Source organism: Amycolatopsis heterodermiae (genome assembly GCF_034929455.1).
Classification (GTDB): Bacteria; Actinomycetota; Actinomycetes; order Mycobacteriales; family Pseudonocardiaceae; genus Amycolatopsis; species Amycolatopsis heterodermiae.
Map to the genome: position 1 here is coordinate 78357 of NZ_JAYFSI010000006.1, position 24703 is coordinate 103059.

Here is a 24703-nt window from a genome sequence, read left to right on the forward strand (position 1 = left end):
GTCCCCCTGTGAAGCCAAGACTTGGAGGCAGGGTTCGAACCTGCGCCCTCCCGGAGACAGCCGGGTGTTCTGCCTGCTGAACTACTCCAAGGTGCGGGACTTGACATGGAGGCGGGATTCGAACCCGCGCCATCCCGTTCCGGAGCCGGGCGATCTTCCGCCGATCTCCTCCATGCCGTTCCCGCAGGGGGAAGCCTAGGCGGCCGGACCGCCTGGGGCCACCGGGTTTCAAGCGCTCCCGAGCTTGTGCAGCACCGCGGCCGCCAGGGCCGTGCGTTCCAGCATGCCCGCCACGCTGATGTGCTCGTGCCGCGCGTGTGCGCCGTCGCCGACGGCGCCGAAGCCGTCCAGGACCGGGTGGCCCAGTGCTGCCACGAAGTTGCCGTCGCTCGCTCCGCCCACCGAGCACTCCTCCAGCGCCACCCCCAGCTCCGCCGCCGAGGACCGGGCCAAGCCGTACAGCTCGGCGATGGCGTCCGAACGTTCCATCACCGGGCGGTTCCAGCCGCCTTCCACGGTGACCGTCGCCCGCGGGTCGTGGGCCGTCAGCGCGGCCAGGCCCGCGTCGATGCGGGACGCCTCGGCCGCGCTCGACACGCGGACGTCGATCTCGCCCGAGGCCGCTCCCGCGATCACGTTCTGCCTGGTCCCGCCCGTGATCACGCCGACGTTGACCGTCGTGCCGGCGGCCGGGTCGGACAGGCCGTGCAGGGTCAGGATCGCCCGCGCCAGCTCGTCGATCGCGCTCGCGCCCTTGGCCGGGTCCAGGCCGGCGTGGGACTCGACGCCGGTGGCGCGCACGCGGAACAGGCCCACGCCCTTGCGGGCGGTCTTCACCGCGCCGTCGGCGCTGGCTTCGAACACCAGGGTCGCGCTCGTGCCCGCCGCCGCCTCCTCGATCACCGGGCGGGACGCCGGGCTGCCGATCTCCTCGTCGCCGTTGAGGACCAGCCGGACGGCCGGGCAGGGGAGGCCGGCCGCGTCCAGCGCGCGCAGCGCCCACACCGCGTGGACCAGGCCCGACTTCATGTCGAAGATCCCCGGCCCGGTCGCGCGGTCGCCGTCCACCGTGAACGGCCAGTCGGAGAGGGTGCCGAGCGGCCACACCGTGTCGTAGTGGGCCAGGATCAGGACCGGGGTGCCGGCACCGGCGAAGTCGTAGACCTTGATGTCGCCGTGGACGCCGCCGTCGACGTCACGGACCGACGCAGGCGCGCCCAGGCGTTCGTGCAGCCAGCCGTCCACCCAGGACAGTCCGCTCGCGAGGCTTTCCTTGTCGTCGCTGGGGGTTTCGATGCTGACGTACGCGTTGACGTCGGCCAGCAGCTCGTCGCGGTGCGCCCGCACCCACTCGTGCAACTCCCGGATCACAGGCTTCGCTCCAGTTCGCTCAGGTGGTCTTCGGACATCGCCGCGGCGCCGGCCTCGACGTCCCGCAGCCGCGCCAGCATCGCCCGCAGCAACGGTACGTCCGCTTCCGCCAGCACGGGCGCGTAGTGGTGGTGCACCTCGACCGGCCGGTGCCGGACGGCGATGTCGCGCCAGATGCCGCTGCGGTCCTTCGGCTGGGTGCGCAGCCACGCGACCAGCCGGTCGGTCGCCTCCTCGCGCCCGGACGCGCCCGGCAGGTACGCGGCCGGGTCGAACTGGTCGAACGCCTCCAGCGTCCGGTCGCCCGCCGCCGTGAGCACCTCGGCGGTGAGCGCGTGCATCAGCGGGCGGTGCCGGTCGATCAGGTCGGCCATCGGCGCGTCGGCCAGGGCCGTCGTCGTCAGCATCGCGCCGAAGCCGAGCTTCGCCCACAGATAACCCTCGACGTTCGCCGTCGCCTTGGCCGGGCCCCAGGCCTGCAGGTCGGCGACGACCTCCTCGACGCGGTCGCTGATCCGCCCGTCCGGCTCGCCGACGACCAGCGCGCCCAGGCCGCCGTCCCGCACGACGCCGGGTTCGGCGACGTCGGCGAACAGGTTCACGAACGCGCCGACCGTCCGCTCGGCGCCGACGTACGACGCGATCAGCGCCTCGTTCAGCCCGTTCTGCAGGGAGACGACGAACCCGTCGCGCGCGAGCCGCGGTTCCAGCCACTGCACAACGGTCTCGGTCGCCTGCGCCTTGACGGCGAGCAGCACGCGGCCCAGCACCGGGGGAGCGGCGTCCGGCACGAAGGCGGGCAGGTCCACCGTCTCGTCACCGCCGGGACGGCGCAGGGTGAGGCCGCGGTCCGCGATGGCGGCCACGTGCGCGGCATCCGCGTCCACAACGGACACGGCGTGACCCGCCCGCGCGAGGTGGAAGGCGAGCGTCCCGCCGATCGCGCCGCCGCCGACCACGGTGTACGAACGCCGGTCAGGCATGTGCTTCCTCTCCTTTTTGGACGGTGGTGCCGCCGGACCAGTGCAGGGGCAGCCCCGCCGCGCCCGCGGTGGAACCGCCGTCGACGCGCAGGATCGCGCCGGTGATCCAGCCCGCCTCGGGCCCGGCGAGCCAGAACACCGCGTCGGCGATCTCCCGCGGTTCCCCGCGGCGCCCGAGCGGGTTCACCGACACCGCCGCCGCGTACTCCTCGGTGACCGGGTTGGCGTCGCTGTCCACGGTGACGAAGCCGGGGCTGACGGCGTTCACGCGGATGCCGAGCCCGCCCAGTTCGACCGCGCAGGCCTTGGTCAGCATCTCCAGCGCGGCCTTCGACGTCGCGTAGTGCGCCGCACCCGGCCGGGCGCGGGTGGCGGCCCCGGAGGAGATGTTGACCACCGCGCCGGGCCGCCCGGCGCGTCCGAACGCGACGGTCGTCAGCATGGCGGCGCGCACGTTCACGTCCTGGACCCGGTCCCACGTCGCCGCGGTCATCTCCAGCAGCGGCGTGGCGGGGTAGATGCCCGCGGCGTTGACCAGGACGTCGATCGCGCCCGCCTGCGCCACGAGCCCGGACGCGTGGTCCGCGTCCGCGAGGTCCCCTGGCAGCTCGACGACCTCGGCGCCGTGGTCGGCCCGCAGCCGTCCGGCCACTGTGGACAGTTCGACCAGACGCAGGTCGGCCAGGACCAAGCGATCACCGGCGGCGGCGAACCGGTCGGCGATCGCGGCGCCGATGCCCCCGCCGGCGCCGGTGACGAGCACGGTGCGCACTACAGCTCCTTTCCCTTCGTCTCGGGCATCGTGAGGTACACCGCGACGCCGACCACGGCGGCCGCCGCGACGTAGACCCACACCAGGTTGCCGAGGTGGTTCGCGTTGAGCCAGGTCGTCACGTACGGCGCGGTCCCGCCGAAGATCGCCACGGCCAGCGCGTACGGCAGCCCGATCCCGGTGGTGCGCACCTCGGCCGGGAACTGCTCGGCCATGATCACCGCGCAGTTGGCGGAGTACCCGACGATCAGCACGAGCCCGATCAGCTCGATGACGAACACGCTCCAGAACCCGTTGGCCAGGAAGTGGAACGCGGGCCAGGCGAACACCACGAACCCGGCGGCGAACGCCGTCATCGTCGGCTTGCGCCCGAGCCGGTCCGACAGCAGGCCGCCGAACGGCAGCAGCACGATGAACACGACCATCGCGAGCGTGTTGGCCAGCAAGGCCGTCTTGAGCGGAATGCCGGTCGACAGGTGCGCGTACGTCGGCATGTACGTGACCCACACGTAGTAGATCAGCGTGCCCGCGATGGTCACGCCGGCGACGCGCAGCGCGGCACCCGGATGGTCGCGGACCATCGCGACCACCGGGTTGCGCCGCCGCGGCTGCGCGGCGACCTTGGTGAACGCCTCCGTCTCGTGCACCGACTGCCGCAGCCACAGGCCGACGAGACCGAGCAGCCCGGCGATGCCGAACGCCAGCCGCCAGCCCCAGCCGTGCAGGTCGGCGTCGGACAGCGTCGAATTGAGGATCGTGCCCATCAACGCCGCGAGCAGCGAGCCGAGGCCCACCGAGACCTGCTGCCAGGACCCGGCGAACGCGCGCCGCCCGGCCGCGGCCGACTCGATGAGGAACGCCGACGACGAGCCGAACTCGCCGCCCGCGGAGAAGCCTTGCACCAGCCGGGCCAGCAGCAGCACGATCGGTGCCAGCACGCCGATCTGCGTGTACGTCGGGCACAGCGCGATCACGATCGACGCCCCGGCCATCAGCGAGATGGTGAGCGTGAGGCCCTTCTTGCGGCCGCGCCGGTCGGCGTACGCGCCGAGCACCGCGCCGCCGACCGGCCGCATGACGAACCCGACGGCGAACACGGCCAAAGTGGACAGCAGCGCCGCGGTGTCGTTGCCCCCGGCGAAGAACTGGCCGGCGAACACCGGGGCGAACGTCGCATAGACGGCCCAGTCGACCCACTCCACGGTGTTGCCGACGGCACCGGCGACGATCGCCTTGCGCTGCTGGGCCGTCAACCGGTGGGAAACGTCCGAAGTGGAAGAGACGGTGGTCATGGCCGCTCCCCGAGAACGTGGTCGACGACTTGGGCGTGCGTGGCGAACCAGACGCCGTCGTGGCCGCTGATGTGGTCGAGCAGCTCGGTGAGGATCGCGATCCGCGAGCGGTGCCCGATGATGTGCGGGTGCATGGTGAGCTGGAACAGGCCGCCGTCGGCGTAGGCCGCGTCGAACTCGTCACGCCAGATCGAGAGCACCCCGCGCGGTGGCGTGTACGGCCGCAGCGACGCGAAGCGGTCCATCATGAAGTACGGCGCGTCGTCTCGGATCCACTCCACGGGCAGTTCGACGACGCCGGTGGGCTCGCCGTGTTCGAGCAGTTCGTAGCAGTCGTCGTCGGCCATCAGCGACGAGTCGTACCTCAGGCCGAGTTCGCGGGTGATGACCAGCGTGTGCGCGGAGAAGTCCCACGACGGCGTCCGGATGCCGACCGGCCGGGTGCCCGCGAGCCGCTCCAGGACGTCGGCCGCGCGGAAGGCCAGGTCACGCTCTTCGGCCTCGGACAGCGCGGTGTTGCGTTCGTGGATCCAGCCGTGCAGCGCGACTTCGTGCCCGTTGTCCACATAGGACTTGACCTCGCCCTCGTGCAGCAACGCCGAAACGGCGGGCACGAAGAAGGACGACGGCGCGGAGTACCGTTCGAGCAGCCGCAGCAATCGCGGCACGCCGACGCGGGCGCCGTACTCGCCCTGCGCCATCTTGCCGGCCAGGACGTCGCCGTCGCGCAGCGCGGGCGTCTCGTGGTCGGAGTCGAACGACAGCGCCACGGCGACCTTCGCGCCGCCGGGCCACGATTCCGGGCGCAGCGGGCGGCCCGCCCGGACGTGCTCGACGTGCCCGCGCCACGTCTTTTCGTCCCACAGCCAGGGTTGTTCGGTCATGCGTCCTCCAAGCTGGCGGCGGGCGTCGGGGCCCACGCGCGCTTGAGCGTCGAAACCTGCAGGGTCACGTCGGCCTCCCGGAGCCCGGGCAGCGCGCCGACGACGTCGGTGGTGTGGCGGTACAGCTCGCCGTAGTGGCGCAGCACGATCTGGCCCACCAGGTTGAACCGGCCGGTGGTGGCCGAGAGGTACTTGGTGCCCGGGTGCGCGGCGAGCTGCTGCCCGGCGCGGTCCAGCTCGCCGGGGACGACCGAAAGCCAGAGCATGAACTCCAGCGCGTACCCGAACATCGCGGGCTCGGCCAGGGTGCGGAAACGCAGGCAGCCGCGGCGCACGAGGGAGTCGACCCGGCGGGCCACAGTGGACTCGCTGGTGCCGACCTGGCGGGAGACCTCCTTGAACGGCAGCCTGCCGTCCTCGCCGAGCGCCGCGCAGATCGCCAGGTCCAGCTCGTCGAGCTGCTCGGGCGGGCGCTCCCAGTGCTGCTCCTCGAACGGCCGGACGTCACCGCCGCGCAGGTCGGTGACGGCCTCCGGGCTCAGCTCGCCGGAGTCCCAGTCGTGGTTGGAGGTGAAGGTGCGCATGACGGCGAACGTCTCGACGTCGTGGACGTCGCCGGCCGCCGGGAACCCGTCACGCTGCAGCCGCGCGATGTCGCGGTAGGAGGGCAGCACGAACTCGGCGGAGCAGTCGGCGCTGCCGGCCAGCACGGTCGCGTACCGCACCTCGGGCCGCGCGGCGAGCGCTTCGGCGACCCCGGCTGCCGTGCCGGGCCGGCACCGCAGCCGGGCGAGCACGGGCACGCCGAGGCCGCACCGGAGCACGTCCAGCACGGCGATGACCCGCAGCTGCCGGGTCTCGGTGAGCTGCGCGGCGCGCCGCAGCACGGTGGATTCGCTGGCGCCCACGTGCCGCGCGACGGCCCCCCAGGAGGCCCGCCCGTTCAGCTGCAGGGCACCGGCGATGCGCCGGTCCAGCTCGGTCGTCTTGACTTCGTTCTGCACAAAACGCATCCTGCGTGCAGGAAAACGTCAAGTCAAGGGGTCTGGATGCAAGAAAGCTTCAAGCGACGTCGCGGGTGAGCGCGCCCGCGCCGCGCGCCACCTGCCGGAGCAGCACCACGAGCTGCTGGACACCTTTCACCCGCGTCTTCCCCCCGCCGCGGTACGCGTAAGGGCTCAGCTCGCGCGGATCACGCCCAGCCCCAGCGGCGTGATCCGGTGGATCTGCGACTTGCCGACCCGCGCGCTGGTGATCAGGCCGCTGGCGCGCAGGATCGACGCGTGCTGGCTCGCCGTGGCCAGGGAGATGTCCGTCAGCTCCGCGAGCTCGCTCGTGTTGCACGGGGTGATCGCCACCGTCATGAGGACGCGGGCGCGGGTCTGGCCGAGCAGGGCGGCCAGTGACGGGCCGGGTTCGGCGTCGCTGTCCAGGCTCGTGTGGCCGATCGAGTAGACGAGCACCGGCGGCAGCCCGGGGTTCTTGTACGTCGTCGGCATGCCGTGGGCGAAGAACGTCGGGAGCAGCCGCAGCCCGCGGCCGCCGAGGTGGAGCGTCTGCTCGACCGGGAACCGCACCCGCAGCACCGGCGGGCTCCACGTGATGTCCGGGTGCAACGTCGAGAGCAGCAGCTGCGGGCCGCCGCGCTCGAGGCTCGACTGCAGCCGCCGCCGGTCGCGGGCCACGGTGCGGCGGATCACCGGCCAGTCGGGGGCGAGGCACTGCCGGTAGTAGTCGTGCAGGGCCGTGCCGAGCCGGCGCAGGTCGCGCGTGTCGCCGTCGCCGACGCGGCGCAGCCACGGCGGGACGCGGGTGCCCTGCGCGGCGAGCTCGGAGACGTCGGCGGCCAGGATCCGCTGCGGGGTTTCGAGCACGGCCGCGATCCCGTCGCCGACCGTGGCGGTGCCGGGCGGGGTGAGGAAGTCCGGGCAGTAGCCGTACGGCGGGACGGCGGTCATGAGCAGGCGCCCCGACTCGGGGACCGCGGAGCGTGACCCCCGCCGCCACCGGCCGAAGAAGGGCTCGCCCTCGGGTCGCCGGATCCGGTAGCTGCTCATCAGCAGCTCCCACATCGGGTCGGCGTCCTCGGCGATGGTCAGCTTCGCCAGGTCCGCGTCCGTGAAGTGAATTTCCAACATGCCGGGCGCACCCCTTTCGAAGGCAGACTAGCGCTGGTCGGAGCGGGTTTCCGCGGGGGAGGCGGAGGTGAGCGTCACACGACGTTTCGGCCAGGTGCGAAACGTTTTCGGGCCGGTTGACCCCGCTCGCGCGCCGCTGGCACGTTCTGCTGGGCGGGACGGCCCGCAGCCGGCTGGGGGACGGCTGCGGGCACGTCTCGTGACCGGGCCGCGCGGCCGCTAGCCCCGGTTGTTCCAGACGGCGATCATCTTCTCCTGACGACGGTGCAGAGCGGCGCTGCGCCGGGCCTCCCACGGGGAGACCTCCGGGCGGCCGGTGACCAGGAGGCCGTGCGGTGCGTAGTCGTTGCCGCTGTCGGCCACCGCGAAGCCGGCAGCCGTGAGGATCCGGCGGAGCGCGTCCTTCATCGCCTCGGCGATCGCGGTGCCCTGCCGGGAGAAGGCGGCGTATTCGGCCCCCTCGGCGAGCGGGTCGTCGGCCCAGGCGTCCTGCGCGGCGTCCAGCAGGATGGCGTGGGTCCGCCAGCCCACCTCCACTCCGTCCAGCTCCGTCGGGTCGATGCCGACCACGGCGCCCGCGGTGCCGGGCGGGTGGTCTTCGGGGGTGACGGGCAGCCCGGCGGCGGCCAGCTCGGCCCGGACGAACGTGGCCAGGACCTGCAGCTGTGAGCGCGTTTCGCGATCGTCTTCGGAGGACACCCGCTCATCCTGGCCCACGTGGGATCCTGGTGGCATGGCCCAGCCCGGCGACGACGATCCGGCGCTCCGCACGCAGATCCTGCTCGCCGAGTACGGCGCCCTCCGGACGGAGGTCGAGCGGCGCGCGACCGTCCAGTGGAACGTGTTCGCGCTGCAGCTGGCTTCCGCGGGCGCGATCGCCAGCGTCGCGATCTCCACGGCGAACTTCGCGCTGGTGCTGCTCATCCCGTTCGCCTCGTACCTGCTCGGCAGCCGGTACCTGCTGCACGACTTCCACATCAAGCTGATCCGCCGTTACCTGCGCGAGTCGCTGGCCGAACGGCTTGACGGCCACGTCCGGTGGGAGTCGTGGCGCACCTCGGCGCTGGCGGCACCCGCGACGCGCGGCTGGTTCAGCGTCACCGGCTGGAACTTCGCGCACCCGACCCGGCTGGCGTTCGAGGGGGTCGGCTTCCTCGGCCTCGCCGCCGCGGCGCTGGCCGCGGGATACCGCTGGTCACGGACGCCGGCGCCGTGGCCGGTGGCCGTCGGCTTCGTCCTGGGCTGGCTGCTGGGCCTGACCGTCGTCGTGATGCTGGACCGCGCGTTCCGGCGCGCTTCGGACCTGTGACGGCTCGGCCACCGTGGTTGTTAACATCGCGACAAACCGCGGAGGAGGGACAGCGATGAGCGAACCCGGCCGGGTGGTGCCCGCGCGGCGCCGGGGGCTGGCCGACGAGGTCGCCGACCGGATCCGGGACGCCATCTTCGACGGGGCCTATCCGCCCGGCAGCCAGCTGCGGGAGGTGGAGCTGTCCGCCGCGCTGGGCGTCAGCCGCGGGCCGGTGCGGGAGGCCCTGCTGCGGCTCGAGCGGGAAGGCCTGGCGCGCAGTGAATGGCACCGCGGCGCCACCGTGACGAGCCTGTCCGAGCAGGACGTCGCCGAGCTGGACACGCTGCGCGCGGCCCTCGAACAGCTCGCCGTCGCGCTGGTGATCGACCGGGCCCCGGCCGAGGGGCTCGCGGACGTCGACGCGGCCGTCGCCCGGATGGCGCGTGCGGCGGACGAGCACGAGATGGTCCGCTGCGACATCGACTTCCACGACGCCGTGTACGCCGCCGCAGGCCACCGGCGGCTCCTGGAGGCGTGGCAGGCCATCCGCTCCCAGGTGCACCTCTTCCTGCTGACCCGCGTCGGGGTCGAGGCCGACGGCTACCTCGCCGCGATCCCGGAGGAACACCGGCAGCTGGCCGCCGCGCTGCGCGCCGGTGACCGCGAGGCGGCGCTGGAGCTGTTCGCCACCCACCGCCGGCACGCGTTCGACATCCTGACCGGTAAGTGACGCCTCAACTTTCGGATGGCGACGGCTCGGCCGTGAGCGCGGCGTCGGCGAATCCCGCGGTCAACGCCCGCAGGGCCGCGTCCAGGTAGACGGTCAGGTCCGCGTCGGCCCGGGCCGACCAGCGTTCGTAGGCCGCGCGGCACGCCGCCAGCACCGCCCGGCCCACGGCCAGCGGGTACAGCGAGTCCGCGGGCTGACCGGTGCGCGCGCCGACGTAGGCGCTGACCGCGCGTTCCCAGGCGTCGTAGTGGATCGTCGCGCTCGCGGCCAGCTCGGGCACCGAGCTGAGCAGGCTCATCCGCATCCGCAGCTCGGGGACGTCCTCGGCGTGGTAGTGGTTCGCGGCCAGCACCGCCTCGCGGACGGCGTCCATCACCGGCAGGCCGGCGGGCGCGTCGGCGAGCAGCTTGCGGATCGTCCCGACCTCGTTGTCGAACTCGTTCCACAGCACGTCGGACTTGGCGTCGTAGTAGCGGAAGAACGTGCGGCGGCTGACCCCGGCGGTCGCCGCGATCTCGTCGACGGTCGTCTCGTGGAAGCCCCGTTCGGTGAACAGGCGCAGGGCGATGACCTCCAGCTCACGGGCGCTGGTGCCCGGTGGACGGCCGCGGCGGGCGACGGGGGACGGTTCGGTCATCCGAGTGCGGTTCCTTCGTGAGGCTTGTTTCTGACACCGCGTGACATTACTCTGCCTGACATTCGTCACAGGGTGCCGAAAAGGAGCTGGTGATGCGACTCGCGGAATTGTCCTCGCCGGACGTCGCCGAGCGCGCGGCGGCCGGGGCGATCCTCGCGATCCCGGTCGGCGCGACCGAGCAGCACGGCCCGCACCTGCCGCTGACGACCGACACGGACATCGCTGCGGCCCTGTGCCTCGGCCTCGCCGCGGCCCGCCCGGACGTGCTGGTGGCGCCCCCGGTGGCGTACGGCTCCAGCGGCGAGCACGCGGGCTTCGCCGGGACGCTGTCGATCGGCCAGGAGGCAACCGAGCTGCTGCTGGTGGAGCTGGGCCGCTCGGCCGCGGAGACGTTCGGCCGCCTGGTGTTCGTCTCGGCCCACGGTGGCAACGCGGGCCCGGTCGCGCGAGCGGTCGCCCGGCTGCGGGCCGAATCGCGTGAGGTCGAGGTGTTCCAGCCGCGCTGGCCGGGAGATCCGCACGCCGGGCGGCCGGAAACGGCGCTGCAGCTGGCGTTGCGGCCGGGCGCGGTGCGGATGGACCGCGCGGAGCCAGGTGACCGCCGGCCGCTGGGGGAGCTGCTGCCGCTGCTGCGCGAGGGCGGCGTCCGCGCGGTGACGGTCACCGGAGTCCTGGGCGACCCGACAGCGGCGACGGCGGAGGAGGGCCGGGAGTTGCTGGCGCGCTTGGTCGAGGCGCTGGTGTCCCATGTGGACGCTTGGCAACCGGTGGTGGTCGCGTGACCGCGACTGCTTGTGTCCACGGTGGACATGCGCCTGGTGGTGGCGCGACGGCGGCGACTGTTCTTGCCTTCGTTGGAAACGCTGGCTTCCTGGCGCCCGGTCGTGGCGCGATGACCGCGATCGCCGGGCCCGAATGGCAGGGTGCCGACCGGCATTCCGTGGGTGCATCGGCGCCGCGGTCCGCGGTCCGTCTGTCCCGTGTGGACACATTGGCGGTAGTCGGATGAGCATCCGCACCGCTCTCGTCACCGGCGCGGCCCGCGGGATCGGTGCCGCGACCGTTCTCCGGCTCGCCGAACAGGGTTACGCCGTTCTCGCCGTTGACGTCACCGCCGACGACCCGGCCCTCCCGTACCCCATGGGCACCGCCGCCGAACTGTCCACTGTGGTCGAGAAGGCGGGCGGGAACACCGCGGCCTTCGTCGCCGACGTCCGGGATCCCGCCGCGATGGCCGCCGCGGTCGCCGAGGCCGAGCGCCGCTGGGGCGGGCTCGACGTCGCGATCGCCGCCGCGGGCGTGATCGCCGGGGGAGTGCCGCTCTGGGAAGTCCCGGCCGAACAGGAAAAAGCCGTCCTCGAAGTGAATCTGAACGGTGTCATCCACCTCGCCCGGGCCGCCGTTCCCGCGCTGCTTCGTCGGACCGAACCACGCGACGGGCGGTTTCTCGCCGTCGCCTCGGCCGCCGCGACCCGGGGCCTGCCGATGCTCGCCGCCTACTGCGCCGCGAAGGCCGGGGTCGCCGGGCTGGTCCGCGCGCTCGGCGCCGAGCTGGGCCGCACCGGCGTCACGGCCAACGCCGTCAGCCCCGGCTCGACCGACACCCCGATCCTCGCCGAGAGCGCCCGGCTCTACGACCTGCCCGAGGCGGCCGCGTTCGCCGATCAGCAGCCCGCTGGCCGGCTCCTCGACCCGGCGGAAGTCGCCGCTGTGCTGGCGTTCCTCGCCAGTCCCGAAAGCGGCGGGATGACCGGCGCGGTCGTGCCGGTGGACGGAGGACTGGCCCTGTGACGCCGTTGCCGCCCGGGTTCCGCATCGCGCTGGACCAGGACACCCGCGAACTCGCCGACGGCCTCTGGTTCGGCGGCTCCCCGGCCCGCGTGCTGCGGCTGACCGGGGCGGGGCGCCAGGCCTGGCAGGACCTCGGCGACGGCCCGGTCACCTCGGCCGTCACGGGCACGCTCGCCCGCCGGCTCACCGACGCCGGTCTCGCGCACCCCGTGCCCCCGGAGCCCGAGGCGCCTGCGGACGTCACCGTCGCCGTCCCGGTCCGCGACCGCGCGGAGCTGCTGGATCGGTGCCTGGCCGGGCTCGGCAAGGCGTACCCCGTCCTGGTCGTCGACGACGGTTCCGACGACGCCGCCGCGATCGCGGCCGTGGCCGCCGCGCACGGCGCGAAGCTCGTGCGACGGGACGTCAACGGCGGCCCCGGCGCCGCGCGCAACACCGCGCTGGACCACGTCGGCACCGAGCTGGTCGCCTTCCTGGACAGCGACTGCGTCGCGGCGAGCGGCTGGGTCGACGGTCTCGCGAAGCACTTCGCCGACCCGCTGCTCGCCGCCGTCGCGCCCCGCGTGCGCGCGCTGGCGCCGGACAACTGGGCCGGCCGCTACACCCGCGCCGCGGGCAGCCTCGACCTCGGCGACCGGCCTGCGCGCGTCGCGCCCGGCACGCGGACGTCGTACGTGCCGACCGCCGCGCTCGTCGCCCGCCGCAGCGCTTTGACGTCGGTCGCGGCCGACGGCGCGGTCTTCGACCCGCGGCTGCGCGTCGGCGAGGACGTCGACCTCGTCTGGCGGCTGCACGAGGCCGGGTTCCGGGTCCGCTACGCCCCGGACGTCGCCGTCGGCCACCACGAGCCGGAGACCTGGCGCGCCCTGCTCGGGCGCCGGGCCCGCTACGGCACGTCCGCCGCACCACTGGCGTTGCGGCACCCGAAAGCGTTGGCGCCCTTGGCTTTGCACCTCTGGCCCGCGGTGACCGTCGGCGCGCTGCTGGCCCGCCGTCCGGTGCTCGCCGCGCTGGCGTTCGGCGGCTCGGTGGGCAGCATGCGCAAGCTCCTGCACGCCCACGACGTCCCGGACGCCGGGGTCGTGCGCGCGATGGCCACCGCCGTCCGGCAGACCTGGCTCGGCTGCGGCCGCTACGGCACGCAGTTCGCGGCCCCGCTCCTGGCCGCGCTGCTGGTCCCCGGCGGACGGCGGCGCTGGGGCCGCCGCGCCGCCGTCGCTTCGCTGCTGCTGGGCCCGCCGCTGACCGCGTGGGCGGGGCGGCGGCCGGAGCTGGGTCCCGTCCGTTACACCGCGGCCGCGATCGCCGACGACATCGCCTACGGCGCCGGCGTCTGGGCCGGGTGCCTGGCGCACCGCACCACGGTGCCGGTGCGCCCGGTGCTCGTCCGGCGCCCGCTCGAGATCGACCCGAAGGGAAAACGATGACCTGGTTCGAATCGGTCGCCGAAGCGCAGCGACGAGCGAAGAAGCGTCTCCCCGGCTCCGTCTACTCCGCCCTGATCGCCGGCTCCGAAAAGGGCCTGACGCTGGCCGACAACGTCGGCGCGTTCGACGAACTGCGCTTCGCCCCGCGCACGGCCGGGCACTTCGGCGAGCGCGACCTGAGCACGCACGTGCTCGGCCGCGACGTCGCGCTGCCGGTGCTGATTTCGCCGACCGGGGTGCAGGCGGTGCACCCGGACGGCGAGGTCGCCGTGGCCCGGGCCGCGGCCGCGCGCGGGACGTCGATGGGGCTGAGCTCGTTCGGCAGCAAGCCGATCGAGGAGGTCGTCGCGGCCAACCCGAACACGTACTTCCAGGTCTACTGGACGGGCAGCCGCGAGGACATCCAGCGCCGTCTCGAGCGCGCCCGCGCCGCCGGGGCCGTCGGCATCATCCTGACGCTGGACTGGTCGTTCTCGCACAGCCGCGACTGGGGCAGCCCGCACATCCCGGAACGGCTGACCTTCCGCGAGCTGCTGCGGTTCGCGCCGGAGGGCCTGACGCACCCGCGGTGGCTGCTGGACTACGTGCGCACGCGCGCGCTGCCGGACCTCGGCGTGCCGAACATGGCCTCGCCCGGCGAACCGGCACCGACGTTCTTCGGGGCCTACGGCCAGTGGATGCAGACGCCGCCGCCGTCGTGGGAGGACGTGGCCTGGCTGCGGGCGCAGTGGGACGGCCCGTTCCTGCTCAAGGGCGTCATCCGGGTCGACGAGGCCCGCCGCGCGGTGGACGCGGGCGTCAGCGCGATCTCGGTGTCCAACCACGGCGGCAACAACCTCGACGGCACCCCGGCGACGATCCGCGCCCTCCCGGCCATCGCCGAGGCCGTCGGCGACCGGGTGGAGATCCTGCTGGACGGCGGGATCCGCCGCGGCAGCGACGTCGTCAAGGCACTCGCGCTGGGCGCGCGCGCCGTGCTGATCGGCCGCGCGTACCTGTGGGGCCTGGCCGCGGACGGGCAGGCGGGCGTGGAGAACGTCCTGGACGTGCTGCGGGGCGGCATCGACTCGACGTTGCTGGCGTTGGGGAAGCAGAGTGTGGGCGAGCTGAGCCGTTCGGACGTACTGGTTCCGCCGGGTTTCGAAGCCGACCTGGGCGTCGCCGTGATGTGACTCGTTAGTCTGCCGGCACTCTGACGAATTCGGAACGGGGCAACGCGGCGTCTGGTGTATGCTGCGGGGCGCGGTTGCCGATGTTCCGGCCTCTCTACTCGAGCTCGTGAAGCTTGCCGGTTGGTCGCCTGTTTGCGACCTGCTGTTGGCCGACCGGGCGCGATCGCCCAAGTTACAGGGACCGCGCTGCTCAACTATCGGACTCCTTGCGTGCCCAAGAGCCCGCCGACGGTGTGTCGGCCTGCCGTGGCTGGGACTGTTCAAACTGCCCGGGAGGCTCCGACGATGCCACTGCACTTTGCCCAGCGCAACCGGCCGCTGCGGCCGGAGTGGTCTTTGCCGGGAAACGTGCCTACAGGTTTCCGCGTCGGGGTGAGGCTGTCACCTTGCTTCATATGTTTGACACGGGAGTGGGCATCCTGTCCCTGCCGTGGCTATGGGTGACGCGTGCTTCCTCTCACGGTCCGGCAGCGGTCATTCCTCGTTGCCCGAGGCCACATACCAGATCGGTCGGGCCGCAGACGCCGTCACAACGGTCGAGCATCACCTGAACGGAGTAGCTGGGAGCATTCCCGGGTAACGTAAATCACCGGATTTCGATATGAGATAAATCATCCGACTGGGAAGAGACGAGGGACATGGTCGGCATCAGGGGCAGGTCCACTGACCGCCGGATATCCGCCATGAGTGTCCGCTTGCTAGTGTTCGGCATCCTTGCCGTGGTCACAGCAAGTCTCGGCCTCATCGGCTTCGCGGCATACCTGCCGTCGCGCCCGGAGTTCGGTCGTGGTTTCCTCGATCGGTTGTTTTACAGTATCCAGCTGTTTTTCGTCGCGGCGGAGCCGGTCAAGAACGGCGGACCGATGCCGGCGGTGCTGAACCTCGCGCGGTTCCTCGGACCGATGGTGACGGCATCTGCTGTGATAGAGGTGTTTGCCACCGTTTTCGCTGCCCAGCGTCAGCAATGGCGGGCAAGGTCGTCCAGGCGCCACGTGGTGGTGTGTGGGAGTGGCGGGGACGCGCTGCTGCTCGTCAGCCGGTTGCGCGCGAAAGGATCGAGTGTCGTGCTGGTCGATCAGCGGCCGTCGGATGACGCGGTGAATGCGTGCCGGCGGGTGAGGGTTCCGGTTGTCGTGGGGGATCCGACGGACGAGACGGTGCTGCGCAGTGCGGGTACTGCAAACGCCGAGAGCGTGTATGCGATGTCATCCGGCAGCGTGGCGAACACGTCGATCGCGGTGGCGGCCAGAGCGGTCGACGCTGGCAGGCAGATTCCACTGACCTGCTTCGCATCGGTACCTGACCGAGACCTGCGGGCAGCGCTGTTGGCCCGCGGGCTGGGCCGCACCGGTAACCATGAGTTCCGGCTGGTGCTGTTCAGCACAGACGAGATCGCGGCACGAGTACTCGCACAGAACAGTCCCCTGACGACGAGATCGACTGGTGCTGCGCCGCACATCCTCGTCGCAGGGCTGGATGACTTCGGGCAGACGCTTGCGCTCGAACTCGCCCGCCGCTGGCGAGTACATGTCAACCTCGGACGTGCCAGATTGATTCTCACGGTGGCGGGCCCGTACGCGGCGGCCTTCGGCGATCGACTGCGCCAGCGGTTTCCGGCGCTGGACACAGTCTGCGAGGTCAGGTTCGTGCCGGCGCAGCTCACGTCTCTGGCCAACGAACACGCCGGCCTGCTGGAATCTGCGGACCGGGTATTCGTGTGTGCCGACGACGACGTCGTAGCCGTCAAGATCGGATTGTCGATTCTGCGCGCGCTGCGTGACCACGAGGTCCAGGTCACCGTGCGCGTGAGGGAGCGCGGCGCCGAACTCAATGAAGCGTTTCATGGCGCGAGTGGCAGGTTGTTCGACGACGTCTCGGGGTCCCTGCGGATCTTCGGCGCGCTGGACGAAGCGTGTCGCCCTGACGCGATCCAAGCGGGAGCTGCCGTCGAGGAGATCGCTCGTTCACTGCATGACGAGTACGTCGCGCAGTGTGCGGCGAACGGCGATACTCCGTCGGCCAACCCGTCAATGGCCCCGTGGGAAGCCCTTGCGGAGGATCTCAAGAACGCCAACCGCGCACAGGCCAGGCACCTCGGAGAGAAGCTGAGCGCGATCGGGTGTATAGCGGTTCCCGTTTTCGATAGCACGATGTCCTTCGCCTTCCGGAGCGCGCCCGACGAGGTGGCGCAGCTCGCCAGGATGGAGCATCAACGGTGGGCCGAGGAGCGCCGAGCACGAGGATACATTTACGGTCCAAATCGCGGAGAACAAAGACATCCGAACCTCGTGGACTGGGACGAACTCCCGGAGTCGGCTCGAGAGAAGAACCGGATGTTCGTCCGCGCTTTGCCGAGGGTTCTGGTCGGTGCCGGGTTCCAGATCCTCCGGCTCGCCATTTCCCCGCCGTGACTCAGGGCCTGACAGCTCCGTCCGGCCAGCAGATCCGCACGGGCTTGCCAATACTCCTCGCATAGCTCACCGCGGCGAAGGTCCCACCCGGCCCCCGAGGTGTATCACCGTCCCACACAGCGACAAGGAGGTCGCAGCGCTCGGCTACGTATCGGCCGGCGGCCTCATACGCCGGCGGACCGGGCTCGGTGAAGTCCAGCGTGGTGACTTCGGCTGCGGCGGCCAGCAGTCGCTGATACGTCTTGCCGTCGTGCAGGGTGTTCTCATACCCGGCGGCCGGCAAGACCACATGCAGCCGTCCACCCTCCTGTAGGACCGTCTCGGCGAACAACTGGTCGGCACCGTCGGCCAGACTGCCCAGGCCAAGCAGTGGATTCGGTTGTTCGCGCAGCATCGCGACGATCTGGGCCCGCACATGTGTCGTGATCGCGGCTGTCAGCTCCCGATGCCCGGTCACTCCGATGATCGACATCATCCTCCAACGACTCTTCGGGCACATGCCGATGGTCTACCTGCGCAGGCGACACGGGCGCGCAGCGCGATGTGTGTTCGGCAATCGACCATCGGACATGTCATGCTACATCCACGCCATTGAGGCGGAGGCGCGTTCGGAGCGGTCGAGCCCCCCTGTCGCAGGCACCTTCGAGGAGTGCTCAGCTCCAAGTATCAGGACAGCGAGATCGAGCCTTGCTGTCGCACAGCTGACAATGCACGGCATCGCTACGGTGGATTTGTGCAAATTGTGGGTCGCAGTGTCGGCCCGATTGCCGTCAGGACCAACCCGATCCACCTCATCCTGACGGCATTTGTGCGGATTCTCCCGTCGCTTGGCTGCAATTTCCCTGCAGTGGATCTAGGGCCTCGGTGAGTCTGCGACGGCTCCCACTAGCCACTGAAGCCACTCTACGTCGACCTCGGTGAGGTAGGGCGCGCCGCGCGTTGCTTCCGCCAATGCCGCCGGGTCGAGCAACCCGGTGGATGCCCGCGTGTTGGCAAGCTGGAACAGCAAACTGGAGAAGGTGCTGTCGGCGTTACCGCGCAATATTTCGACGATCTCTGTCGAGAACATCGGTGACTTGTCGTTGAGGCTGCGGAAAGTGGTCAGCAGGTAGCGGAGATCAGGATCTGGATCGTTGACAGCGGCAGAGGTCCAAGCAGAGTCTTTCATTCGGATGAGACCCTCAAGCGCGATTCGCCGGACGGCGGGACACTCGTCTCGCATGACCGACAGAAGCAGATCCCGATTGCCGGGATCGTCGCCTGATCGGGCCAGGATAGCTGTGAGCGTCATCGCCCGGAGGATGTCGTGGTGTGGAAGATGTTCGCGGAGAACTACCGCCACGTCCGGGTCCTCGCCCCATCGGGCCGCGAGGAGGAGAAGCTCGGGCACACGCCGCGAAGCAAGGAGAGTCGAGCGATTCGGCACCTCGTTGGAATCGCGTCCACTCAAGCGCTCGCAGGCCAGGTAGTGCTGCCAGTCGAAGCTGGAACAGACTGCCCACCCGAGCGCCTCGTAGGTATTGTCGTCGGCGGGCCATCCGGCGACAAGTCCCTTGACAGCTTCGAGATTGACGCTGAGATCCTGATCTTTCGCGGCCTCGAACAGCGCGGCTTGAGCCTCCGGGATGCGCCATAGTACCAGCAGTTGAACGGCGCTGTACCGGACAAACCAATTGGAGTCCCTCGTCGCACGGCGAAGCATCGGGACAGCGAAAGACGAGTCAGGCAGCCTGCATGTCAGTTCTCGTGCCACATTCTGTCGAATTTGGACGTTGTCATCGTCCAATGCTCGAGACAATGCCAGATGTGTTTCTGTCCAGTCCGGCCATCGCCGGGTGAGGACCTGCAATGCTTCTCCGCGGATCAGCCGGTCCGTCGATCTTGTGAGGTTCAGAACGATCTGCGGTGATGCAGAATCATCCGGCAGTTGAAGGTCCGCTTGCCTGAGTTGTTCGAGCGCCCCGGACCGCGGGTCTGCGACGGACTCCGTCGAGGGCAGGGGCTCGGGATGTAGCTGAGTAGACGTAAGGCGGGCGAAATCCCGCACGAACACGGAGACATCGGTCTTCGCCTCGGTCAGAGCGGCCAGTGTCTTCGGGTGTCGGGGCCATCCCACCAGCAGAGCTTCCAGCGCGGACTTCCGGTTGTTCGGGATGTAGTCACGGCTGGCCATGGCGAGTCGATCAAGAGTCAGTGACTCGTCCGACCAGCACGTCGTAAGCAGCCGGAGAGCGGAAGCCCGTATCTCCCAGTCGGGATCAGTCGACGACCGGACGGCGATATCGAGGGAGGACGCGGCTTCGGGGTCGGCTTCGATGAGTAGGTTGAGCGCAGTCATTCGAACCAGAAAATCGACGTCGTCCATGGCGTCCCGCAGGACAGCACACGATTCGGTCGATGCCGGCCACCTCCCTGCTTGAACCTGAAGGTTGATGATGCGTGCCCGATAGCTCGGATGAACGCGGGCAGTCCGAAGGACCGAACGGACCTGCTGATCATCGGTCGTCGTCAGTAAGGCGAATCGGATGGATGACCAGACGGCTTCACTGGTGTCCCGAATGCCGAGACGCAGCAAGTCTGTTGAATCGGTCGTGACGGGCGATCTGCGCGCCAGCTTGTCCGCGGCCAGCCAGCGGCAGACGACGTCAGGGTGCCGCAGATCAGCCGTGCGACAAGTGTCGTCGAAGGCTTGGTCGTCGTCCGCGCCACGTTGCAGTTCCCAGGCCGCGGTGGCCACGTCCGAAATGTGGTCGCGACGGGAGGTCTCCAGAAAGGCGCGGACCCGGTTGTCACGCGGCCAACCAGTGGCGAGGCTGCGCAACGCCTGGGTGCGGCGACCGGGGGCCGGATCGCCCACGCAACTGGCCACCGTGTCGAACGTCGACTCGTCGTTCGGCCAGACTCCTCGCAGGACATCCATGACCACCTGGCGGATACTCTCGTCGGGATGGTGCATCGCTGCCTGCAGGGTGGAGAGAGTCTGGGGCTGGTCGCGCCACCGAAGGCAGAGGGTGTCCAAAGCGAGCCGCCGGGTAGCCCAGTCATTGGCGGTGATCGCCGTGGTCATGGCAAGGCGCGTCGCGGGCGCGTTCGGTTCCCGAAGGATCGATGACTCGAGCGCAAGCCGGTGGATCTCGTCCGAAGGGTCAGTGAGGCCGCGGCGACGCGCAACGCTTGTCTGATTGTGTTCCGGCCAAGCCGCCAGTAGCGCGGACAGTCCGAGTAGGCGGATTGACGGGTCGAAGTCGCGAGACGCTCTGGTAATCAGGTTTAGCGCGCCGGGAAATGTGCCGCGCCGGGCATTGATGATTTCGTAGGCCGTCAGGCGCACGTCGGCATCGGCATGGTCCGTGGCTGCACAAACGTTCGATATCGCCGTTTCGTCGAATTCGGACCTGGCAATGGCGTCCAGTGCCGCTTCGCTCATCGGCGGGTGCTCGCTGCTTTCCTTGTCTGCTCCGGGTTGCCCGTTCGTGTCCATCGTCAGAGCGCAGAGTAACGACGCAGCCCACCGCCGCGTCCAGACGTACGGATCGGTGGTAGCTGCCTCGACCATGGCGGCACGCTCCCTGGTGTCTCGCCCGAGGCTCACCATCACAGTCGTCGCCGTGTGGCGCACCGAACCGGACGGATCTCGCCGGCCCCTCCGCAACGCCTGCCGGGTTTCGATGGTGTCGGGCCAGCGTGCGGCCAGCGATTCCAACGCCACCCGGCGCAACTGCCAGGACTCGGCCCGGGTGGCCCGGAGCAGAATTCTTACCACTTCGGGCCTGTCTCCCCAGAACCGTGCCGCGACTTCGATGGCCTTCTGCCTGACATTGTCGATGGCGTCCTCACACAGACGTACCACAGCAGGCCGAAAATGAGACAGGTCTGGGGTTATGCCCGACAGTCTGCGCAAAGCGACCGATCTGACTTCCGAGTCAGGGTCGACCATTCCATTGGCCAGCGCCGGGCCACTGAATTCGGCGGCCTCCGACACAAGTACCTCAAGTGCGGCTCGTCGGGCGTCGGCGACCGGATCGTCGGTAACGATCGAGTTCAGGATGCCAATGTACTCCATTTCTTGGCTTATCGGATCGGTCCATACAGTAAGCGCCGTTACCCTGATATCGCCGTCATAATCGGTCTGCGCGAGTTTCAAAGCTGAGGCAGCCTCGGGAATTTCACGCCAATGTCGGGCGATCGCGCGGACCGCGGCACGCCGCACTTTGGAGTCGACATCGCGGACGGCCCTGCAGACGGTGCTTGCGGATTCGGGGGCTTCGGGCCATCGGCTGGCCAGTGATTCGACCGCAGTCTGCCGGACGTCCTCATCGGCGTCCCGGGTAGCGGCGAGCACTCGCTCAAGTACCGGTGGCTCAGTGGCGAAGCGGGCGACCACGAGGCGCAAGGCTGATCGACGAACTTGCCACGCCGGGTCGCAACACGCTTGGAGGAGGAGCGCTAACGTGTCCTGTGGGTTTGCTGAGTCGGAGGCCAGGGCCGTTACAGCAGCGTCGCGTACAGTGTGAGCCCCGTCTTCACGCAGTGCCCGGATTACGGTCGGCCAGGCATCTCGGACTTGGGTCGCGTGCTGTGCCAGAGCTTCGATCGCCCGGCGACGTACGCTCGCGTCAGGGTCCTCGGAGGCACGGATCATCACCTCGCGCACGCGGTCGTTGCCCGGCCAGTGGGTTACCAACAAGTCGAGGCTGGTACGACGGACGAAGGCTTTCTCGTCGTACAGGCCTTTCTCGACGAGTTGCATGGTTTGCGAATCACTTTTCCAGGACTGCGCAAGCCCCAACAGTGCCGCTTCACGCTGGTGCGGAATACCGCTTCGAGCGTTCTGGTGCAGTTGTTCCCGAACTTGGTCGTCGTTCGGGAAAAGTGCGGCGAGGAACTGCGCACCGAGTTTTGCCGCAGGTGCAGTGGTGGCGTATCGCCCGCTTCGGGCAAACCAGTCCCGAAACGCGGAGCGTCCCGGCCACGCGGAGACGGCGTTCATAGCGGGAAGGACGGTCTCGTGGAGGTGCGTCTCGCGCCTGTCATCGCCGAACGATCGGACAGGTGACTCGATCAGTTCGATGACCGCGCCAAGAGTGCGTTCGGCCGCAGTGGCCGCCGCATGCACGTTGCGGATCTCGGCGATGCATTGTGCCGCTAGTGCCACCGCTGCAAGAGGTCGCTGGTCTAGGGCCGAGGAACGATGGGTGCCAGTGCTGGTGAGGAGATGCTCGACCAGCCTGGTGGCGACTACCGCATCCACCATGCCGACGATCAGTCGAAGTACTTCCGCCCAGGCGGGGTCTTCACTGCGTGTTAGGAAGACCTTTTCGACCAAGTCGTTTTCGGACAAGGTACGGGTCTTCTCGAATCGGTTGACTATGTCGCCGGCACTGAAGAACTCCAACAGGGCCCGGTGGACGAAGCCATATACCCCAGAACCGTACCGGGCGAAGATAAAATTGCGTTCGCGCAGCTGTTTAACCATGACCGTGCTGATCGCAGCTGCTTTCGGTGGCTCGTACCGAAAACGTTCGATCAAGTAGTTCTCGATGTCCTCGAACAGATCGGTCTCGGCTAAACTGTTGCCGGCGAATCCATGACTTCCCTCCTGCATCCGGATGGCGAGCTTGCGCAGGAGCTCCTTCTTGTCGTCCTCCCGGATGACGTCCGCGTCGATGTTCTCGTCGACCAGGTGCTTGTTGACATCCCAGTGCTGTACGAGGACACTGGCCGCGTGGTCGTAGACCTTCCAGCGCTCCCGCGGCAACTCCTGGTGCTTGCCGATGATCGCGAGGATGGTGAGCAGCAGAGGGTTGCCGGCCAGCTCCCGGATCGGCGAGGAGTCCTTGATCGCGCGGGTGAGCCGCTCCCGGCGTATTTCGACTGCTGCCGGACGATCGTGCAGAGCCAGCTCATACCAGCCGCGGAGAAAGGTATCTATTTTTTCGGGGTCGAGGTCCTGGACGGTGTACTGCACGAAGCCTGCATCCCGGAGGACCCTCGGTCGATAGCCGACGACCCGTGAGGTCACCACTACCCTGCTGGCTGGGAACTGGGCGGCGAATCCGGCGATACGGCGAGACACGGTCTCACGCAACCGTGGCTCGAAGATCTCATCCAGTCCGTCGAAGACCACCAACACGCGCCCGTCTTGGCGAAGATAGGATTCAACCGTGTCCTGCTCTATTCCCATGCCGTCGGTGCGCTGGCGGTAGTTGAGATACTCGCCGAAAGTTTCGTACTCCTCGCAGTTCAACGCATAGTCTCGCAGCTCGATGAGGATTGGCCGCCAATTATCCAGTATGGCGAGAGCCGGCGCGGGGCGCTTCTCCGCCAAAGCCAGCGCCAGATACCGGGCGAGCGTCGACTTTCCGGCACCGGGGTCACCGAGCAGTACACATGTACGGGCCAACGGCGCAATCAGCGCATCGAAGGCGCCTCGGGCGGGTTGGCGCCGGTACGAGTCGCGTGTTTGTTCCACCAGGTAGCGGTCGAGCCCTCGTGGCACTTTCGAACTGGTCGAGTCAGCCGTTTCAGCGAGCTTGCGCAGCAATTCCTTGGGCAGCTCGGTGTCCGGCATGTCTTCCCGGACAAGCGGTTCGACGAAGACGTCCCGGAGTGCGATCTGCAGATGCTCGTCGCGGTCGGGTGGGGTCAAGGCCTCGAGATCCAGGCGACGATATTCCTGTATCAAGCGCTCGCAATACGCGTCCCAGGCGGCGTCCGCGCCCACAGTGATTCCATGCTGATCCTGCAAGTGCAAACTCACCGCCTCGGCGACCTTGGCCCGGAGATCCTCTGCGGACAGAAAGGTGTCACACACATGCGCTTCGAGGACGTGATCGCGGAATGCATCGACCCGGGAGGAGTCTTTGTCCATGGCTGAGCGTGGCCACGGCGCATCAGGTTCCAGCACAAAGATGAGCCGCGGGATACCTGCCTCTCCTGCAGTGCGGTACTCGAGTTCGGTGATCGAGCGGTCCTCACCGTTCGGTACGAAGCCGTACCGCCAAGCCAGAACACCAATGTAGAGGTCGGCCGACCGTACATCATCCAAACATCGGTCGACCGGCCGATCCTCGTCGGCAACGTACGTCTCCATGGCGATGTCGTCCAGCCCCATCCGTTGAAGGGCGAACCGGATGGCGTGACGGCAATCCTTGAGGTCCTGATAGGTCGAGGAGACATATACCCGAAGCGAAGGTGGCGAGGATCGTGCGGCGCGGAGTACCGGGATCGCGCGATTCGAACCAGGCGGCGTGCTATCGGATGAACTCATGCTGACATCCTCGGTGGCAGGCGTGGGTGGTTGATCATGATCACGAGCGCGGAAATAATATGCAGGACTGGAATGATGCGATTCGGTCGGTTCTCTGGTGGGCATGTCGAACCAATGTGGAACCATCGCCATGCAGTCGACCGAGTATAGCTGTGCGCTTCGATCAAGGTCATGGCGCTTGGCCGGGCGGACGTTTAGGCGCCTGTTCGCGACGGTCCCAAGCCTTGGATTCGAGTTCGGGTAGGCATCGTCACGAGATGATCGAATCAAACGATCTCTTGACTCCGGCGCCACGTGGCACGACGCATCACGCTGAAGCGCCGCTGGGAGATGGCCGGGAAACGCGGGGCTGTGCAGGACAAGGCCATCGCGGACGCCCCGTCTCAGGTGTTCGATCGTTCCTGCGGTGCGCCTAGGCGACATCATGGGGTAGTTGTCGGGCACTTGTGGTAGTCGGTTCCGGACATGCGTGCGTTACCGTTCGCTGGCGATGGAGGTGCCGGGCGTGAACGCGTCGGCGGGACGTGGCCCATA

General features: G+C 69.2%; 18 protein-coding genes and 2 tRNA genes. 7 read left to right on the forward strand and 13 right to left on the reverse strand.

Annotated elements, in window-relative coordinates:
* Positions 1–19 precede the first annotated feature (19 nt).
* The 10 genes from VA596_RS25255 to VA596_RS25300 all read right to left on the reverse strand — a co-directional run bounded on the left by VA596_RS25255 (position 20) and on the right by VA596_RS25300 (position 8139).
* Positions 20–91 (reverse strand) — tRNA-OTHER (locus VA596_RS25255).
* Between the two features lie 12 nt (positions 92–103).
* Positions 104–175 (reverse strand) — tRNA-Arg (locus VA596_RS25260).
* A 53-nt stretch (positions 176–228) separates the two neighbouring features.
* The gene (locus tag VA596_RS25265; RefSeq protein WP_323330628.1) at positions 229–1371 is read right to left on the reverse strand and encodes a M20 family metallopeptidase; all 1143 of its coding nucleotides are present in this window, start codon (positions 1369–1371) and stop codon (positions 229–231) included.
* The gene (locus VA596_RS25270) at positions 1368–2354 is read right to left on the reverse strand and encodes a ketopantoate reductase family protein (protein WP_323330629.1); all 987 of its coding nucleotides are present in this window, start codon (positions 2352–2354) and stop codon (positions 1368–1370) included. Before VA596_RS25270 ends, VA596_RS25265 begins: the two co-directional genes overlap by 4 nt.
* Positions 2347–3126 (reverse strand): SDR family NAD(P)-dependent oxidoreductase, encoded by a 780-nt coding sequence (locus tag VA596_RS25275; protein WP_323330630.1) that lies wholly within the window; start codon positions 3124–3126, stop codon positions 2347–2349. Before VA596_RS25275 ends, VA596_RS25270 begins: the two co-directional genes overlap by 8 nt.
* Positions 3126–4418: an MFS transporter gene (locus VA596_RS25280; RefSeq protein ID WP_323330631.1), complete on the reverse strand. Its 1293-nt coding sequence runs from the start codon at positions 4416–4418 to the stop codon at positions 3126–3128. Before VA596_RS25280 ends, VA596_RS25275 begins: the two co-directional genes overlap by 1 nt.
* A complete protein-coding gene (locus tag VA596_RS25285) occupies positions 4415–5302 on the reverse strand; it encodes a polysaccharide deacetylase family protein (protein WP_323330632.1) in 888 nt (295 codons plus the stop codon). Before VA596_RS25285 ends, VA596_RS25280 begins: the two co-directional genes overlap by 4 nt.
* Positions 5299–6306 carry an Lrp/AsnC family transcriptional regulator gene (locus VA596_RS25290; RefSeq protein ID WP_323330633.1) on the reverse strand — a complete coding sequence of 336 codons (1008 nt, stop codon included), beginning with the start codon at positions 6304–6306 and terminating at the stop codon, positions 5299–5301. Before VA596_RS25290 ends, VA596_RS25285 begins: the two co-directional genes overlap by 4 nt.
* A gap of 174 nt (positions 6307–6480) precedes the next feature.
* Positions 6481–7440, reverse strand: a complete 960-nt coding sequence (locus tag VA596_RS25295) for an ArsR/SmtB family transcription factor (protein WP_323330634.1) — start codon at positions 7438–7440, stop codon at positions 6481–6483.
* Between the two features lie 219 nt (positions 7441–7659).
* On the reverse strand, positions 7660–8139 hold the full coding sequence (locus VA596_RS25300; protein WP_323330635.1) for a hypothetical protein: 480 nt from the start codon (positions 8137–8139) through the stop codon (positions 7660–7662).
* 34 nt (positions 8140–8173) lie between these two features.
* Here VA596_RS25300 and VA596_RS25305 point away from each other — a divergent pair, with 34 nt between their 5' ends.
* Both VA596_RS25305 and VA596_RS25310 read left to right on the forward strand, forming a co-directional pair.
* Positions 8174–8749 carry a hypothetical protein gene (locus VA596_RS25305; protein WP_323330636.1) on the forward strand — a complete coding sequence of 192 codons (576 nt, stop codon included), beginning with the start codon at positions 8174–8176 and terminating at the stop codon, positions 8747–8749.
* A gap of 55 nt (positions 8750–8804) precedes the next feature.
* Entirely contained in the window at positions 8805–9461 is a 657-nt protein-coding gene (locus tag VA596_RS25310; RefSeq protein WP_323330637.1) for a GntR family transcriptional regulator, read from the forward strand.
* Between the two features lie 4 nt (positions 9462–9465).
* Here VA596_RS25310 and mftR read toward each other — a convergent pair whose 3' ends face one another.
* The gene (gene mftR, locus VA596_RS25315; RefSeq protein WP_323330638.1) at positions 9466–10098 is read right to left on the reverse strand and encodes a mycofactocin system transcriptional regulator; all 633 of its coding nucleotides are present in this window, start codon (positions 10096–10098) and stop codon (positions 9466–9468) included.
* Between the two features lie 92 nt (positions 10099–10190).
* Between mftR and mftE the strand changes: the two genes are divergently transcribed.
* The 5 genes from mftE (at position 10191) to VA596_RS25340 (ending at position 16899) form a co-directional block, all read left to right on the forward strand.
* Positions 10191–10880, forward strand: coding sequence for a mycofactocin biosynthesis peptidyl-dipeptidase MftE (mftE, locus tag VA596_RS25320; RefSeq protein WP_323330639.1), 690 nt, complete (start codon positions 10191–10193; stop codon positions 10878–10880).
* Positions 10881–11103: 223 nt separating this feature from the next.
* The gene (locus VA596_RS25325) at positions 11104–11889 is read left to right on the forward strand and encodes a mycofactocin-coupled SDR family oxidoreductase (RefSeq protein WP_323330640.1); all 786 of its coding nucleotides are present in this window, start codon (positions 11104–11106) and stop codon (positions 11887–11889) included.
* A complete protein-coding gene (gene mftF, locus VA596_RS25330; RefSeq protein ID WP_323330641.1) occupies positions 11886–13316 on the forward strand; it encodes a mycofactocin biosynthesis glycosyltransferase MftF in 1431 nt (476 codons plus the stop codon). The genes VA596_RS25325 and mftF overlap by 4 nt, the downstream gene beginning before the upstream one ends.
* Positions 13313–14488: a pre-mycofactocin synthase MftD gene (gene mftD, locus VA596_RS25335; RefSeq protein WP_323330642.1), complete on the forward strand. Its 1176-nt coding sequence runs from the start codon at positions 13313–13315 to the stop codon at positions 14486–14488. The genes mftF and mftD overlap by 4 nt, the downstream gene beginning before the upstream one ends.
* Positions 14489–15171: 683 nt before the next feature.
* The gene (locus VA596_RS25340) at positions 15172–16899 is read left to right on the forward strand and encodes an NAD-binding protein (RefSeq protein ID WP_323330643.1); all 1728 of its coding nucleotides are present in this window, start codon (positions 15172–15174) and stop codon (positions 16897–16899) included.
* Position 16900: 1 nt separating this feature from the next.
* On the opposite strand, the gene VA596_RS25345 is transcribed toward VA596_RS25340, so the two are convergent.
* Positions 16901–17374, reverse strand: coding sequence for a hypothetical protein (locus tag VA596_RS25345; protein ID WP_323330644.1), 474 nt, complete (start codon positions 17372–17374; stop codon positions 16901–16903).
* Positions 17375–17752: 378 nt separating this feature from the next.
* On the reverse strand, positions 17753–24274 hold the full coding sequence (locus VA596_RS25350; protein WP_323330645.1) for a HEAT repeat domain-containing protein: 6522 nt from the start codon (positions 24272–24274) through the stop codon (positions 17753–17755).
* Between the last annotated feature and the right edge of the window lie 429 nt (positions 24275–24703).